Here is a 15,281-nt window from a genome sequence, read left to right on the forward strand (position 1 = left end):
GACAAGCCGTTCACCATCGAACAAGCGCACCGAGTGATGCAGTGTCATCTCCCCTGCCGCGCCGACGCCTGCCCACGTAAACAAGCCGCGTTCCGCATCCTGGTCGCGTCCGGACGCGTCGTGCCCGACAATCGGGCCGATGGGTACGTGCGCTGAGGCTCGATATTCGCGACGAAGGTATGGTTCGTGTGGTGGCGCGGAGTCCGGCGTTCGCTCTGCGGCCGGTCGCTAGCGGGCGGGGCGACCGAAGAGCACCAGTTGCATCAGTAACCGCACTCGATCCTGCGCGGCCAGCGGCTCGTCGCCGAAGGCGCGGCCGAGGTCGACAACCAGTGCGAAAGCCGCGTGGACCAGGATGCGTGCCTCGGCGGGGGTGAGTTCGGTGCGCACTTCGCGCAGCAGCCGGGCCCACTCCTCGACACTGAGGCGCTGGATGTTGCGCAGCACGGTGCGTTCCTCGGCTGGAACGTGCTGGAATTCTGTGTAATACACGAAGACGAGGGCCGGCTCGGCGAACGAATTCGCGACGTACTGCGTGATCAGTGCGGTGAGCGCGGCCTCGGAATCGCCGGCCGCCGCGACGGCCGGGCCGATGGCGCCGGAAACCCGCTCCGCGGCCCGGCGGAATGCGGCGGCGAGGATGTCACTCTTACCGCGGTAGAACCGGTATATCGCGGAGGCGGCCGAAAGCCCTGCCGCGGTGGCGATGTCCTCCACGCTGACGTTCGGGTAGCCGCGCTCGTGAAACAACTCGACCGCTTTGCGGAGCAGCAGTTCGTGTTTGAACGAGTCCGGGATCTCCACCGGCCCCACCGGCTCGACCGGCCGTGGCCCGGGCAGGTCCGCGTACCCGATCTGCTCGCAGGCCGAAGCCAGCAGGCGAGCAAGGGATTTCGCGGGCAGCGCGACATGGTGGTCGGCGATGCTGGTGATGACGCTGAGCAGTGCGGCGCTCAGCACCCGCAGATCGTCGTCGGTCGTCGCCGGTCGCAGCGTGGCCAGTTGGCGGACCAAGGCGTCGAGGATCGTGGCCTCTTGCTCGTTGCGCTCGGCCTCGTCCTGGGGTTCGAGGTATCTGCCCTCCCAGCGCACCAGGGTGACGGTGGGACGGTTCTCGATCGTGACGGTGATGAGCGCGTCGAGGACATGACGCAGCCGCTGTTCGGCCGGCCACTGCGCCGCTTCTTCGGGCAGCTCGACCGATCTGGTCATCGCCCTGCCGACGCGCATCAGTTCCTCCCGGAACAGCGCGTATTTGCTCGGATAGTGCCGATACAGGGCCGCGGAGCTGATCCCCAGCCCGGCGGCGATGTCGTCCATACTCGCGCCGTGGTAGCCGAGCGCGCCGAACGCGGCGGCCGACGCCGCCGCGATCTGGGCCCGCCGGTTCTTCGGCCTGCGCTGGATCTCCCGAGTTGCCGAGTCGCCGCTGCTCGCCTTCCGCGCCGTACGGCGATTGTCGACACTCATGACGAACATCGTAACGACCTGGTGCGATGCACAGATCTGGCTGTCTCGGGATACGGCTGCCCGGGATGAGCCGGTCCCGGGCAGCCGTGCTTGTTTCCGGGCGTATATTCCTGGGCGTATAAGAGGCGACGAGACTTATGCGTGGCCGCCCTCACTTATGCGTGACGCCCCTCACTCGCGCGCGGCCGGGCGAACGCCCGCGTACCAGGCCAGCAGGTCCGGGTCGTCCACCGCGCTGCGCTCGACCACCCGGTCCGGCTCGGCACCCTGGAACAGCTTCTTGATCGGCACCTCCAGCTTCTTGCCGGTGCGGGTGTGCGGGATGCCGGGCGCGAGGATGATCTCATCGGGGACATGACGCGGCGAGACCTCCGTGCGGATGGTGTGGTTGATCCGGGATTTCAGCTCGTCGGTGAGGTCGGCGTCCGGGGCGAGGACCACGAACAGCGGCATCCAGTACCCGCCGTCGGGTTGTTCGGCGCCGATCACCAGGGCCTCGGCGATCTCGGGCAGTCGCTCGACGGACTGGTAGATGTCCGCGCTGCCCATCCGGATGCCGTGCCGGTTGAGGGTGGAGTCGGAGCGTCCGTGCACGATGACGCTGTGGTGGTCGGTGATGGTGATCCAGTCGCCGTGTCGCCAGACTCCGGGGAAGGTGTCGAAATACGCGTCGTGATAACGCTTTCCGTCGTCATCGTGCCAGAAGCGCACCGGCATCGACGGCATCGGCTCGGTGATGACCAGCTCGCCGACCGCACCCCGCACCGGCTGGCCGGCCGGGTCGTAGGCGTCCAGTGCCACGCCGAGGAATGGCGCGGAAAGCTCGCCCGGCCAGACCGGTACGGTGCGCACCCCGCCGATGAACGCGGACACCACGTCGGTGCCGCCGCTGATCGAGGACACCTGCACGTGTTCGCCCACGTTCTCGCCCAGCCACAGCGCCGAGGAGGTGGGTAGCGCGGAGCCGGTGATGCCGACCGTGCGCAGCGTCGAGAGGTCGTGGTCGGTGCCCGGCACGGAACCCGCTTTGATGCAGGCCAGCACATAGCCAGGGCTGGTGCCGAGGACGGTGGCGCCGACCTCGGCGGCGATGCGCCACAGCGTGTCGGGTTCGGGATGGGTGGGGCTGCCGTCGTAGCAGACGATCGTCGCCCCGGCCAGCAGGCCCGCGATCTGGAAGTTCCACATCATCCAGCTGGGGCTGGTGTACCAGAAGAACGTGTCCTCGGGGCCGATATCCGATTGCAGGGCAACCGCTTTGAGGTGTTCGAGCAGCACGCCACCGTGGCCGTGCACGATGCCCTTGGGCAGCCCGGTCGTGCCGGAGGAGAACACGATCCACAGCGGATGGTCGAAATCTACTGATTCCGTGGTGATCACCGAGGGCACCGCGGCGGTATCGCGGACCGCGTCGCTCCACGGCATCGCGTCCGGCACGCCGAGCCCGAGCCGGGGGATCGCGATCGTGCCCCGCAGCGAAGGCAGCCCCGCACGCAGCGCGGCGATGTCGGCGCGCTTGTCGTGTGTCTTGCCGCCGAAACGGTAGCCGTCGGCGGTGACCAGCACGGTGGGTTCCAGCTGGCCGAGCCGGTCCAGCGCCGCCTTCGGCGAGTAATCCTGACCGCAGGCGCTCCAGACCGCACCGATGCTCGCGGTGGCCAAGAACGCGACTACCGCCTCCGCGATGTTCGGCAGATAGCCCACGACCCGGTCGCCGGACCGCACGCCGAGCGAACGCAGTGTGCGAGCGAAAGTGGCGGTGTGGTCCACCAATTCGGCCCAGGACACTTCGCGTACGGGTGCGTCCTCGCTGAGCTCTTTGATCGCGGGCCGATCGGTGCGCAGCTGGCGGATCACCTGGTCCACATAGTTGAGCCGGGTGCCGGGGAACCATTGCGCGCCCGGCATCTCGGCATCGGCGAGCACCTCTCCGGCGACCTCGCCGAGCGCGAAGTAGTCCCACAGGGTGCGCCAGAAACCGGCAAGATCCGTGATCGACCACTGCCACAATTCGTGGTAGTCCGCGGTGCGCACTCCGGTGCGCTCCGCGACGAATCGCGCGAAATCGGTGATCCTGGCAGCGGCGATGTCTTGTTCGGTCGGTGCCCATTGTGGCCGCATCGCGGTCCTCCTCGCTAGGGAAACTCGGTGATCAGACACGGTCGGCGCGTCGTACGATCTGCTCCGCCTGCCGAAGCACCGGGGCATCGACCATCCTGCCCTCGAAGGCGAACACACCGCGATGTTTCGGGGCCTGGGCGAGCAGGCGCCGGGCCCAGGCGGCGTCGTCCTGTGACGGCGCGTAGGCCGCCCGCAGCACCGGCACCTGACTCGGGTGGATCGCGACCTTGGCGTCGAAGCCGACCGCGACCGCGTCCTCGGCTTCGGCGCGCAGACCGTCCAGATCGCGGATATCCAGGTAGACCGAGTCCAGCGCGAACTTTCCGTACGCCTTGGCTGCCAGCAGCGCGGTGGACCGGACGTGCCGGGCCACATCGCGGTAGCTGCCGTCGGCGTGCCTGCTGGCGTTCCCGCCCAGCGCCGCCACCAGATCCTCAGCTCCCCACATGACCCCGATCGCGTTGCGCGCCATCACCGCCCGGCCGACCGCGAGCGCGCCGAGCGGCGACTCGACCAGCGCGATCACCTCGAAGTCCGGCAGCGCCGTGATCTGTTCGGCAGATTCGCATTTCGGCAGCATGATCCGGCGATAGGCGGTGGCGGCCAGCGCCGTGAGATCGAGTTCGTGCTCCGCGGTGCCCGCCGCGTTGACGCGGACCACCGTGGTCTCGGGGTCCAGCGAAGTGTCGACCAGCGCGGCGCGCGCCGCGGCTTTGTCGTGTGCGGCGACACCGTCCTCCAGGTCGAGGATCACCACGTCGGCCGCCGCCGCGGCCTTCGCGTACCGCTCCGGGCGATCAGCCGGACAGAACAACCAGGCCGGACCCGCCATCTGCCAGCTCATGCTGTACCCCTTTCGGCATGTGCGGGGCCCTGCGTGGTTACGCTCCGCTGCCTCCTCCGGGCCTGACCGCTCATGCTGTACCCCTTTCGACATGTGCGGGGCCCTGCGTGGTTACGCTCCGCTGCCTCCTCCGGGCCTGACCGCTCATGCCGGCTCCGGGGCTTTGCGGACCAGCGTTTTACGGACCGCGGTGGCGACGACGTCGCCGTGCTGGTTGCGTGCTGTATGCGCGAAGGTGACGATGCCTTCGCCGGGGCGGCTGCTCGACTCGCGCTTGTCGGTGACCACGGTCTCGGCGTACATGGTGTCACCGTGGAACAGCGGCTTGGGGAACGCGATCTCCGCGAAACCGAGGTTGGCCACGATGGTGCCCTGGGTCAGCTGCGCCACCGACAGCCCGACCAAGGTGGACAGCGTGAACATCGAGTTCACCAGCCGCTGGTTGAACGGGGGCAGCTGCTCGCTGAACGCCGCGTCCAAATGCAGTGCCTGGGTGTTCATGGTCAGCGTGGTGAACAGGACGTTGTCGGCCTCGGTGATGGTCCGGCCGGGCCGGTGCTGGTAGACCACGTCGGTGTCGAACTCCTCGAACCAGAGTCCGCGCTGGACCACTGCGCGCCGGGTCACAGGCCCAGCTCCCGTGCGATCAGCATCAGTTGTACCTCCGTCGTGCCTTCGCCGATTTCCAGGATCTTGCTGTCGCGATAGTGCCGGGCGACCGGGTATTCGTTCATGAAGCCGTAGCCGCCGAAGATCTGGGTGGCGTCGCGGGCGTTGTCCATGGCCGCCTCGCCGGCCACCAGTTTCGCGATGGACGCCTGCTTTTTGAACGGCTTACCCGCCAACATCAGCGCCGCGGCGTCGTAGTAGGCGGTACGGGCGGCGTGTGCCCGCGCTTCCATTCTGGCGATCTTGAATGCGATGGCCTGGTTGCGGCCGATCGCATGGCCGAACGCCTCGCGCTGCTCGGCGTAGCGCACGCTCTCGTCCACGCAGCCCTGCGCGGCCCCGACCGAGAGCGCTGCGATGGCGATGCGGCCCTCGTCGAGGATCTGCAGGAAGTTCGCGTAGCCGCGGCCACGCTCACCGAGCAGGTTCTCCTCGGGCACGCGCACATCGGTGAAGCTGAGCGGATGAGTGTCGGAGGCGTTCCAGCCGACCTTGTTGTACGCGGGCTCGGCGACGAAACCGGGGGTCTCGGTCGGCACCAGGATGGTCGAGATCTCCTTCTTGCCGCCGGTCGTCCCGGTCACCGCGGTCACCGTGACGAGCACGGTGATATCGGTGCCGGAATTGGTGATGAATTGCTTGCTGCCGTTGATGACCCACTCGCCGCCGTCGGCGACCGCGCTGGTCCTGGTGCCGCCCGCGTCGCTGCCCGCGCCGGGTTCGGTGAGCCCGAACGCGGCGAGCCTGCGGCCGCTGGTGAGCTGGGGAAGCCATTGTTGCTTCTGCTCGTCGTTGCCGAACCGGTAGATCGGCATAGCTCCGAGCGAGACGCCGGCTTCCAGCGTGACCGCCACGCTCTGGTCGACCTTGCCCAGTTCCTCGAGCGCGAGGCACAGGGCGAAGTAGTCGCCGCCCATGCCCCCGTACTCCTCGGGGAACGGCAAACCGAACAGACCCATGTCGGCCATCCCCGCGACCACCTCGTACGGGAAGGTGTGGTTCGCGTCGTGCTCGGCTGCCACCGGCGCGACCACCGATTGCGCGAAGTCACGCACGGTCAGCGCGAGATCGCGGTACTCCTGCGGCAGGGTGCCGGTGGATAGGAAGTCGGTCATGTCGGGGTCCCCTCTTGTGCAGCGTTTTCCGGCTCGGCCGGTTCGGCCGATGCAGCCGGTACGGCGAGGATCCGCGCGAGCAGCTGATCGAGGCGCACCTGCGTGCCCGGCTCGACGAGCAGTTCCACGGTCCCGGCGACCGGCGCGGTGAGCGAGTGCTCCATCTTCATCGCCTCCACGATCACCACCGGATCTCCGGCCGCGACGACGGCGCCGGGAACGACCGGCACCGCGATGATCGACCCCGGCATGGGACTGCGGATTTCGGCGTCGCCGACGTGCTCGTCGGCGCCGCGCACGTTGACCTCCGCGACTTCGCGCAGCGCCGCGATGCCGGACGGCCCCGCTACCCACAGCAGGCCGTCCTGCTCGGCGACCCGGTAGGTGTGCCGCAGGCCATCCTTGGTCACGGTGAGCACACCGGCGTCGGCGGTCGATGTCGCGGTGAGCGAGGAGGCCGTGCCATCGCCTACCCGCACCACCGCGTCGTCGGGCGTGCCGGAGAGGTAGACGTGCTCGATCCGATCGCCGCCCGCGAGGCGGATCGGCGTGGGCGCGTGGGCGCCGATCCGCCAACCGGACGGAACCGCCCATGGATCGGTCGATGTCGTCGGCCAGCGGCGCAGCCAATGCCAGGCCGCGGCGGCGACGAACTCGTCGTCGCCGACCGAAGCGGGACGGAAATCGGCCACCCGCCGGTCCAGCAGATCGGTGTCCAGCCGTCCCTCGGCCACGTCCGGGTCGGCCAGCAGGAAGCGTAGGAACTCGATGTTGCTGGTCACGCCGAGCAGCACGGTGTCGGCGAGCGCGTGGTCCAGGCGCGCGAGTGCGGCGGTGCGATCGCCGGCGTGCGCGATGATCTTCGACAGCATCGGGTCGTAGTCGCTGCCGACGCGCGTGCCGATCCGCAATCCCGAATCGACCCGGACCCCTTGACCTTGCGGCTCGTCGAGGTCGAGCACCGTGCCACCGGTGGGCAGGAACCCGCGCCCCGGGTCCTCGGCGTACACCCTGGCCTCGATGGCGTGCCCGACCATGCGGATGTCGTCCTGCGCCACCGCGAGCTTCTGCCCGGCTGCCACCCGGATCTGGCATTCCACCAGGTCGACGCCGGTGACCAGTTCGGTCACCGGATGCTCCACCTGCAGGCGGGTGTTCATCTCCATGAAGAAGAACTCATCCGGCCGGTCGGCGGAGACGATGAACTCCACGGTGCCCGCACCCACGTAGTCCACGCTGCGCGCGGTATTGCAGGCGGCGGCGCCGATCCTGGCCCGAGTCTGCGCGTCGAGCAGCGGCGACGGCGCTTCCTCGATCACCTTCTGGTGCCGGCGTTGCAGGCTGCATTCGCGCTCGCCCAAGTGCAACACGTTGCCGAACTGGTCGGCGAGGATCTGCACTTCGATGTGCCGGGGCCGGGTGACGAATCGTTCCAGGAAAAGGGTGTCGTCACCGAACGCGGCGGCGGCCTCGCGGCGCGCGCTGCGCAGCGCTTCGGGCAGGTGCCGCGGATCGTCCACCCGGCGCATGCCTTTGCCGCCGCCGCCCGCGGACGGCTTGACCAGCACCGGATACCCGACCTCGGTGGCCGCGGCGATCAGCTCGTCGTCGGTGAGGCCGGGCGCGGCGATGCCGGGCACCACCGGGACACCGAACGCGGCCACGGTGTTCTTCGCGGCGATCTTGTCGCCCATCACCTCGATCGCACGCGCGGGCGGCCCGAGGAAGACGATGCCCGCGTCGGCCAGGGCGGCGGCGAACGCGGCATTCTCCGAGAGGAATCCATAACCGGGGTGGACGGCCTGCGCGCCGGTGCGCACTGCCGCGGCCACGACGGCGTCGATGGACAGGTAGCTCTCGCGCGCCGGAGCCGGTCCGAGGCGGACCGCCGTGTCGGCCTCGTGAACGTGCCGGGCGTCGGCGTCGGCGTCGCTGTACACGGCCACCGACCGAATCCCCATGGCGCGCAACGTGCGGATCACCCGCACCGCGATCTCGCCGCGGTTGGCGACGAGCATGGTGTGGAAGTCGACGGGAATCGTTTTGTTCATCATCGTTTTGTTCATCGCCATCACATCCGGAAGACGCCGTAAGAGACGGGTTCGAGCGGGGCCTGTGCGCATACCGCAAGCGCGAGGCCGAGCACCGTTCTCGTATCGGCCGGGTCGATGACGCCGTCGTCCCACAGGCGTGCGGTCGAGTAGTAGGGATTGCCCTGGCTCTCGTATTGCTCCCGGATCGGGGCTTTGAAGGCGTCCTCGTCGGCGGCGGACCACGGCTGCCCGCTGCTGTCGAGTTGGTCGCCGCGCACTGTCGCCAGCACCGACGCGGCCTGCTCGCCGCCCATCACCGAGATCCGCGCGTTCGGCCACATCCATAGGAACCGCGGCGAGTAGGCGCGGCCGCACATGGAGTAGTTGCCCGCGCCGTAGGAGCCGCCGATCACGACGGTGAGCTTCGGCACCCGGGCACAGGCCACCGCGGTGACCATCTTCGCTCCGTGCTTGGCGATGCCGCCCGCCTCGTAGTCGCGGCCGACCATGAAGCCGGTGATGTTCTGCAGGAACAACAGCGGGATGCTGCGCTGGTCGCACAACTCGATGAAATGCGCGCCCTTCATGGCGGATTCGGCGAAAAGCACGCCGTTGTTGGCGACGATGCCCACCGGATGGCCGTGGATGCGCGCGAAACCGGTGACCAGGGTCTTGCCGTATTCGGCCTTGAACTCGTGGAAACCGCTCTCGCCGTCACCCGCTGCGTCGACCACGCGGTTGATCACCTCGCGCACGTCATAGGGCGTGCGCAGATCTACCGGCACGACGTCGTAGAGTTCCGCTTCCAGCGCGGCGGGCGCGACGGCGGGCCGCACCTCCCACGGGGCGGCCGCGCGTGGTCCGAGCGTGCCCACAATGCGGCGCACGATGCGCAGCGCGTCCTGGTCGTCTTCGGCCAGGTGGTCGGTGACGCCCGAGGTGCGCGAGTGCAGTTCGCCGCCGCCGAGGTCCTCGGCCGTCACCACCTCGCCGGTCGCGGCCTTCACCAGCGGCGGCCCGCCGAGAAAGATGGTGCCCTGGTTGCGCACGATCACGGCTTCGTCACTCATCGCGGGCACGTAGGCGCCCCCCGCCGTGCAGGAGCCGAGTACCGCGGCGATCTGCGGAATTCCCTTGGCGCTCATGGTCGCCTGGTTGTAGAAGATGCGCCCGAAGTGTTCCCGGTCGGGGAAGACCTCGTCTTGGCGCGGCAGGTACGCGCCGCCGGAGTCGACCAGGTAGAGGCAGGGCAACTGGTTCTGCAGCGCGATCTCCTGCGCGCGCAGATGCTTCTTCACTGTCATGGGGTAGTAGGTGCCGCCCTTGACGGTGGCGTCGTTGGCCACGATCACGCATTCGCGCCCGGACACGCGGCCGATCCCGGTGATGATTCCCGCGCCGGGGGATTCTTCGCCGTACATCCCGGTCGCGGCCAGCGCGGACAGCTCGAGAAAGGGGCTGCCCGGATCGAGCAGTTGGTCCACCCGCTGCCGCGGCAGCAGTTTGCCTCGCGCCACGTGGCGTTCACGCGCCTTCGCAGGCCCGCCGAGTGCGGCGGCGGCGAGCCGGGCGCGCAGGTCGTCGACCAGCGCCGCGTGCGCGGCGCGGTTGCCGACCTCTTCGGTAACGGTCATCACGCCATCCTGTCGTCAGTTAGTCGCAGATAACTGGAATTCAGGTTAGTCTTGATTAACTGAGATGTCCAGATCGGCGGAAAGGACCGCGCGTGACCAGTGCCGAATCCGTCATGCCCACCCGACGCGAGCAGCTGAAGGCGCAGCGAAGGCGACAACTGCTGGAGGCCGGCGCCCGGCTCATCGCCGACCGAGGCTTCCTCGGTATGCGCCTGGACGACCTGGGCGCCGCCGTCGGTATCAGCGGTCCCGCGGTCTATCGGCACTTCCCGAGCAAGGAAGCGCTGCTGACCGAGTTGCTGGTCGGAGTGAGTCAGCGCCTGCTCGACGGCGGCAAAGGCGTAGTGGCGCAGACGAATTCGCCTGCGCGGGCGCTCGACGGGCTGGTCGAGCACCACCTGGACTTCGCGCTCGGCGAGCCGGAGCTGATCCGCATCCAGGACCGCGACCTGGACAGCGTGCCGGCCCCGGCCCACCGGGAGATCCGTCGCACCCAGCGCCAGTACGTGGAGATCTGGGTGGGGGTGCTGCGCGAGCTGCATCCCGAACTACCCGAAGAGACCGCGCGGGTGCAGGCCCACGCCGCCTTCGGCATGCTCAACTCGACCCCGCACAGCGCGACCACGGCCACCGCGGTCCGCGCTCGGCCCGTGCTGCGCCGCATGGCGCTGGCCGCCCTGGGGTGAACGAGCACTCATCGCGCGCTCCACCCGCCGTCCATCGTGTACGACGCGCCGGTGACCATGCCCGCATCCGGTGACGCGAGCCAGCCCACCAACGCCCCGACCTCCTCCGGCTCGACGAGGCGTTTGATCGCGCTCTCGGTGAGCAGGATCTTTTCCACTACCTCCTGCTCCGGCACGCCGTGTGCCTTGGCCTGGTCGGCGATCTGCTTGTCCACCAAAGGGGTCCGCACATACCCGGGGTTGACGCAGTTGCTCGTCACCCCGTGCGGGCCACCCTCGAGCGCGGTGACCTTCGACAGTCCCTCGAGCCCGTGCTTGGCGGTGACGTAGGCGACCTTGTACTCCGAGGCGCGCAGCCCGTGCACCGAGGAGACATTGATGATCCGTCCCCAGCCGCGCCGGTACATATGTGGTAGTGCCGCGCGCACCAACAGAAACGGCGCCTCGACCATCAGGGTGAGCAGATCGCGGAACCGCTGCGGCGCGAAGTCCTCGATCGGGCTGATGTGTTGTACACCAGCGTTGTTCACCAGGATGTCGGCGTCCAACTCCAGTGCTTCCAGCGCCGCGACGTCGAGCAGGTCCACCGCCCACGATTTGCCGCCGAGCTCAGCGGCCAGGGCCGCGGCGCCGCGGTCGTCGATGTCGGCGACAGTGACCACTGCGCCGCGCGCCGCGAGCGCACGGGCGCAGGCCGCGCCGATACCGCTCGCGCCGCCGGTGACCAGGGCGGTGCGCCCCGTGAGATCGTTGCCGGACGGGTGTGTCCGGCGTTCGGCTTCGCTCATCGCACCGGCACCTCGGCGGTCCGCGCGCCGAGCTTTTCCGCGTCGGCGAGGTCTACGCTCGTCAAACTCAGGCCTTTCGTTTCCCGCGCGACGAGCACGGCGATCGCGCTGATCGCCGCGGCACCTGCCAGGTACCAGGCGATCGGCACCGCGGAGTCATAAGTGTTGAGCAGCCGGACGGCGATGATCGGCGCCAGCGACCCCGCCACGATCGAAGTGACCTGATAGCCCAGGGATACCCCGGAATAGCGCATCCGGGTGGGGAACATCTCGGCCATGATCGCGGGCTGTCCGGCGTACATGAAGGCGTGGAAGACCAAACCGATGATGATCGCGGACATGATGACCGCGTTGTGGCCGCTGTCCATCATCGGGAAGGCGAAGAAGCCCCAGGTGCCCGCGGTGAGCGCGCCGAGCAGGTAGACCGGGCGCCGGCCGAAGCGGTCGGACAGGTGGCCGACCAGCGGGATGGTCACCAAGTGCACCGTATGCGCGGCGAGCAGCCACCACAGGATGACCGCGGTGTCGGCGTGCACCCGCACCTTGAGATAGGTGATGGTGAAGGTGACCACCAGGTAATACATGACGTTCTCACCGAAACGCAGCCCCATCGCGGTGAGCACGCCCCGCGGGTACCGCCGCAACACCTCGACGACGCTGAGCGACGTCGCCGCGAGCTGCTCGGCTTCCCGCTGCGCCGCGACGAAAATGGGCGCGTCGGTGATCTTCGTGCGGATGTAGTAGCCCACCAGCACCACCACCGCCGACAGCCAGAACGCGACCCGCCAGCCCCAGCTGAGGAACGCCGCGTCCGACAGCGTGGTGGTGAGCACCAGCAGCACCACCGTCGCCAGCATGTTGCCCACAGGCACGCCCGCCTGCGGCCAGCTCGCCCAGAAACCGCGGCTGCGGCCCGGACTGTGTTCGGCGACCAGCAGTACCGCGCCGCCCCATTCCCCGCCGACCGCGAAACCCTGGACGAAGCGCAGGGTCACCAGCAGTGCGGGGGCCCAGTAGCCGATCTGCGCGAAGGTCGGCAGGCAGCCCATCAGGAATGTCGCGGCGCCCACCAGCACCAGGCTGAACTGGAGCAGTTTCTTGCGACCGTACTTGTCGCCGAAATGCCCGAACACCACGCCGCCCAGCGGGCGGGCGGCGAAACCGACGGCGTAGGTCACGAAGGCGGCGAGAATGGCGTCCAGGTCGCTGGTGCCCTTGGCGAAGAACACTTTGCTGAACACCAGCGTGGCGGCGGTGCCATAGAGGAAGAACTCGTACCATTCGACGACCGTGCCCGCCATCGACGCGGCCACCACGCGCCGCAGGCCGCTCGTGCCGCCCGGATCGTCGCCGGTGGGCGGGGTCGGGACGGCTCCAGTGTCGTGCACCGTCATCGCATTTCTCCTTCATGGCCGGGGCCACACTTCGGATGACGATGTGATGGCCCACACAATGCTTCAGCTGAACCGAGTATTCGTGCAGACCAATTGGGCCGCAATGACCACTTGTGCAGTAGGCATCTGCGACCATGCAGATGTGTGCCCGGCATCCGCGGGGTCACCGCGCCGCCCCAGCGCCGATGACCTCCTCGTTCTGCTCGCGGTCGGGCGGTCCGGCCGCTTCGTCACCGCGGCCGAAGAGCTCGGCATCAACCACACCACGATCTCGCGCCGTATCGCGGCGCTGGAACAAACCCTCGGCGGCCGGGTGCTCACCCGGGTAGCCGGCGGCTGGGAGTTGACCGACCTCGGTAAGGCGGCGCTCGTCGCGGCCGAGGCGGTGGAGTCGGCGGTGAAATCGCTGGCCGCCGACGCGAGTGGCAACCGGGTGCTGGAGGGGGTGGTCCGGATTTCCGCGACCGACGGGTTCAGCGCCTATATCGCCGCGCCCGCCGCCGCCGAAGTGCGGCGGCGGCATCCGAAGATCACCGTCGAGATCGTGGCGACCACCAGGCGCGCTTCCCAACAGCGATCAGGGCTCGACCTCGAAGTGGTGGTCGGCGAGCCGCAAGTGCACCGCGCTACCGCCATCCGTCTGGCCGACTACTGCCTCGGCCTCTACGGCTCCCGCGAATACCTGTGCGAACACGGCGCCCCCGAGACAATCGACGACCTGGCCCGGCATCCGCTGGTGTATTTCATCGATTCGATGCTGCAAGTCGACGATCTGGACCTCGCCTCCAGCTTCGCGCCCGCCATGCGCGAATCCGTCACCTCCACCAACGTTTTCGTGCATGTCGAGGCCACCCGCGCCGCCGCAGGGCTCGGCCTGCTGCCCTGCTTCATGGCCGACCGCCACGCCGACCTGGTCCGCGTGCTGGCCGATTCGGTGACGGTCACCCTCGGATACTGGCTGGTCGCCCGCGCCGAAACCCTCCGCCGCCCAGAGGTCGCCGCCGTCGTCGCCGCGATCCGAGCCATGGTCGACGACCAGCGCGACACCCTCCTCGGCCGACCTCGCTGACTCGGCCGCAAGCCACAAACCCTGTCCCGGCCGCGCGCCGACGGCGTCTTGAACTGCCTCGGCGGATGTTCGGGTCGCCGCCTGGATGCAACCGCGTCGAGAATTCCACGGCAGCTGCTTCGGGTTCCCGAGTAAAGCCGACATCAAGCGTGCGCCGCGAAAAGTCGCGTGCAGATGGGCGGCAAGTTGAATCAGCGTGGAGGGTAGGTCATTCGTGATTCGTCCGGCCTGGCAACGGATGGGCCAGGAAACCCTCGGCGAAGAACATCATTGAGCCGCATCGATCGCATCGGTAGGCGTGCTGTCGCACGACCTCTTGGCCCAATTCACTCGGATGATCGGTCAGGATGCCGCGACTATCGAGGTACTCCCAGCCACCATTGATCGGGTAGGCGTCCCAGTACCAGAGAAACGGCAAAGCGACGTCAACGATGGGGTCGCTGGCTCCCTGCGAGCTCCCGCGCTTCCCACACCTCGGCTGCTGAGCGCAGCGCTTCGGCGTAGGTCTGCGGTATCAGCTCGCCCTCGTCCTTTGTGAGCTGTTCGATCGTCAGCCACCCGCTGGGCTGCGTCGTCGTGGTCCGAAGTGCGCCAATCGGCCACAGCGCCGCCGGAAACTCGGCGTCGGGCTTTGTCCATAGGTCCGCGAGAGTGTGGTGGACCAGCGGCGTTGTGAATCCTGGAATGGATGGCATGCTCGCCGGACCAGCGTAGGCGGCAGCACCGACAACAACGCCGGGCACAGTTTGCCGATCCGGGTTCAGGCAGAATCAGGAAGTCCTTCGGTTTGCGATGTCCTGACGAGCGCGAGCAGCTCCTCGACCGTCGGCATCGCTTCGGCTTGCCTTCTGGCACACCGCAGCGCCCCGCTCGCTAATCCGAGCACCATACTGCGCTCCATCGTTTGGCCAGCCCGGAGGGCGTACAGCAGTCCGGCCGAGAAGGCGGCACCCGCGCAGTGAATATGGCGTACCTCGACCGAAAAGGCCAGTACGGCAACCTCTTCCGTCTCACTGACCGCCACGGCACCGAAGGAACCAGCCGTCACGATCACCCACTCTGCGCCCGCTTGTTCCCGCAGCGACGCCGACGAGCGCCGCCGACGACCTGGTCACCGCGCTTCTCGCCTCGGAAGTGTTCGCCGCGCGACTGGAGCAACTAGCACGCGAACCGGCACCCACCAAGCTGCGAAAGGCGATTCGGGCGCTGCTGGACGGACCGCAGTCGACCACCGCGCTCGCCCAACGAGTCGGCGATCCACCGACCCGCGCCGGGCGGCTTCGCCGCCACTCTCGGTTAACTGCTCAACGTGGACGGAGCGCAGGTACTCGAGATACTGCCGGACGGGCGAACACTGCGACTGAATGTGGGGCTTCTGCGGCACAGTTCGGCCTGCACTGACAGGCTCCGGTGTCCGCGAGAACTGATAGTCCCGAGCCACACGGCCGAAGCAAGCTC

Annotated in this window: 13 protein-coding genes and 1 pseudogene; 4 read left to right on the top strand and 10 right to left on the bottom strand. The window is 68.3% G+C overall.

All coding sequences use genetic code 11. The features are described from left to right. Nucleotides 1-228 precede the first annotated feature (228 nt). The 7 genes from ACT86A_RS27155 to ACT86A_RS27185 all read right to left on the bottom strand — a co-directional run bounded on the left by ACT86A_RS27155 (nucleotide 229) and on the right by ACT86A_RS27185 (nucleotide 9,886). Nucleotides 229-1,470 (bottom strand): TetR/AcrR family transcriptional regulator, encoded by a 1,242-nt coding sequence (locus ACT86A_RS27155; protein ID WP_445095069.1) that lies wholly within the window; start codon nucleotides 1,468-1,470, stop codon nucleotides 229-231. A 171-nt stretch (nucleotides 1,471-1,641) separates the two neighbouring features. Further along, nucleotides 1,642-3,591, bottom strand: a complete 1,950-nt coding sequence (locus ACT86A_RS27160; protein WP_445095070.1) for an acetoacetate--CoA ligase — start codon at nucleotides 3,589-3,591, stop codon at nucleotides 1,642-1,644. A 31-nt stretch (nucleotides 3,592-3,622) separates the two neighbouring features. Then, nucleotides 3,623-4,435, bottom strand: coding sequence for an HpcH/HpaI aldolase/citrate lyase family protein (locus ACT86A_RS27165; protein WP_445095071.1), 813 nt, complete (start codon nucleotides 4,433-4,435; stop codon nucleotides 3,623-3,625). 144 nt (nucleotides 4,436-4,579) lie between these two features. Next, complete coding sequence (locus tag ACT86A_RS27170; protein WP_445095072.1) at nucleotides 4,580-5,062, bottom strand: MaoC family dehydratase; 483 nt, start codon at nucleotides 5,060-5,062, stop codon at nucleotides 4,580-4,582. Beyond that, a complete protein-coding gene (locus ACT86A_RS27175; protein WP_445095073.1) occupies nucleotides 5,059-6,219 on the bottom strand; it encodes an acyl-CoA dehydrogenase family protein in 1,161 nt (386 codons plus the stop codon). The genes ACT86A_RS27170 and ACT86A_RS27175 overlap by 4 nt, the downstream gene beginning before the upstream one ends. After that, complete coding sequence (locus ACT86A_RS27180) at nucleotides 6,216-8,273, bottom strand: acetyl/propionyl/methylcrotonyl-CoA carboxylase subunit alpha (RefSeq protein WP_445095074.1); 2,058 nt, start codon at nucleotides 8,271-8,273, stop codon at nucleotides 6,216-6,218. The genes ACT86A_RS27175 and ACT86A_RS27180 overlap by 4 nt, the downstream gene beginning before the upstream one ends. 17 nt (nucleotides 8,274-8,290) lie before the next feature. Then, nucleotides 8,291-9,886: a carboxyl transferase domain-containing protein gene (locus ACT86A_RS27185; RefSeq protein ID WP_445095075.1), complete on the bottom strand. Its 1,596-nt coding sequence runs from the start codon at nucleotides 9,884-9,886 to the stop codon at nucleotides 8,291-8,293. 113 nt (nucleotides 9,887-9,999) lie between these two features. Between ACT86A_RS27185 and ACT86A_RS27190 the strand changes: the two genes are divergently transcribed. Continuing rightward, nucleotides 10,000-10,572 carry an SACE_7040 family transcriptional regulator gene (locus tag ACT86A_RS27190; RefSeq protein ID WP_445095080.1) on the top strand — a complete coding sequence of 191 codons (573 nt, stop codon included), beginning with the start codon at nucleotides 10,000-10,002 and terminating at the stop codon, nucleotides 10,570-10,572. An 8-nt stretch (nucleotides 10,573-10,580) separates the two neighbouring features. Here ACT86A_RS27190 and ACT86A_RS27195 read toward each other — a convergent pair whose 3' ends face one another. Further along, nucleotides 10,581-11,360 carry a 3-hydroxybutyrate dehydrogenase gene (locus ACT86A_RS27195; RefSeq protein ID WP_445095076.1) on the bottom strand — a complete coding sequence of 260 codons (780 nt, stop codon included), beginning with the start codon at nucleotides 11,358-11,360 and terminating at the stop codon, nucleotides 10,581-10,583. Next, complete coding sequence (locus tag ACT86A_RS27200) at nucleotides 11,357-12,754, bottom strand: MFS transporter (protein WP_445095077.1); 1,398 nt, start codon at nucleotides 12,752-12,754, stop codon at nucleotides 11,357-11,359. Before ACT86A_RS27200 ends, ACT86A_RS27195 begins: the two co-directional genes overlap by 4 nt. Nucleotides 12,755-12,857: 103 nt before the next feature. Between ACT86A_RS27200 and ACT86A_RS27205 the strand changes: the two genes are divergently transcribed. After that, nucleotides 12,858-13,823, top strand: coding sequence for a LysR family transcriptional regulator (locus ACT86A_RS27205; protein ID WP_445095078.1), 966 nt, complete (start codon nucleotides 12,858-12,860; stop codon nucleotides 13,821-13,823). A gap of 760 nt (nucleotides 13,824-14,583) precedes the next feature. On the opposite strand, the gene ACT86A_RS27210 is transcribed toward ACT86A_RS27205, so the two are convergent. Continuing rightward, complete coding sequence (locus tag ACT86A_RS27210) at nucleotides 14,584-14,871, bottom strand: PfkB family carbohydrate kinase (RefSeq protein ID WP_445095079.1); 288 nt, start codon at nucleotides 14,869-14,871, stop codon at nucleotides 14,584-14,586. Between the two features lie 86 nt (nucleotides 14,872-14,957). Here ACT86A_RS27210 and ACT86A_RS27565 point away from each other — a divergent pair. Together ACT86A_RS27565 and ACT86A_RS27570 are read left to right on the top strand one after the other, a co-directional pair. Further along, nucleotides 14,958-15,041, top strand: a pseudogene (locus tag ACT86A_RS27565) (hypothetical protein); the annotation flags it as partial. A 91-nt stretch (nucleotides 15,042-15,132) separates the two neighbouring features. Continuing rightward, a partial coding sequence (locus tag ACT86A_RS27570; RefSeq protein ID WP_508104374.1) for a hypothetical protein occupies nucleotides 15,133-15,281 on the top strand: 149 nt, incomplete at its 3' end.

This window comes from Nocardia glycosmidis (genome assembly GCF_052545115.1).

Excerpts from the sequence above, each read along its gene's own strand:
- ACT86A_RS27155 (WP_445095069.1), bottom strand. The coding sequence starts at position 1,470 with ATGAGTGTCGACAATCGCCGTACGGCGCGGAAGGCGAGCAGCGGCGAC.
- ACT86A_RS27160 (WP_445095070.1), bottom strand. The coding sequence starts at position 3,591 with ATGCGGCCACAATGGGCACCGACCGAACAAGACATCGCCGCTGCCAGG.
- ACT86A_RS27165 (WP_445095071.1), bottom strand. The coding sequence starts at position 4,435 with ATGAGCTGGCAGATGGCGGGTCCGGCCTGGTTGTTCTGTCCGGCTGAT.
- ACT86A_RS27175 (WP_445095073.1), bottom strand. The coding sequence starts at position 6,219 with ATGACCGACTTCCTATCCACCGGCACCCTGCCGCAGGAGTACCGCGAT.
- ACT86A_RS27180 (WP_445095074.1), bottom strand. The coding sequence starts at position 8,273 with ATGATGAACAAAACGATTCCCGTCGACTTCCACACCATGCTCGTCGCC.
- ACT86A_RS27185 (WP_445095075.1), bottom strand. The coding sequence starts at position 9,886 with ATGACCGTTACCGAAGAGGTCGGCAACCGCGCCGCGCACGCGGCGCTG.
- ACT86A_RS27190 (WP_445095080.1), top strand. The coding sequence starts at position 10,000 with ATGCCCACCCGACGCGAGCAGCTGAAGGCGCAGCGAAGGCGACAACTG.
- ACT86A_RS27195 (WP_445095076.1), bottom strand. The coding sequence starts at position 11,360 with ATGAGCGAAGCCGAACGCCGGACACACCCGTCCGGCAACGATCTCACG.
- ACT86A_RS27200 (WP_445095077.1), bottom strand. The coding sequence starts at position 12,754 with ATGACGGTGCACGACACTGGAGCCGTCCCGACCCCGCCCACCGGCGAC.
- ACT86A_RS27205 (WP_445095078.1), top strand. The coding sequence starts at position 12,858 with ATGACCACTTGTGCAGTAGGCATCTGCGACCATGCAGATGTGTGCCCG.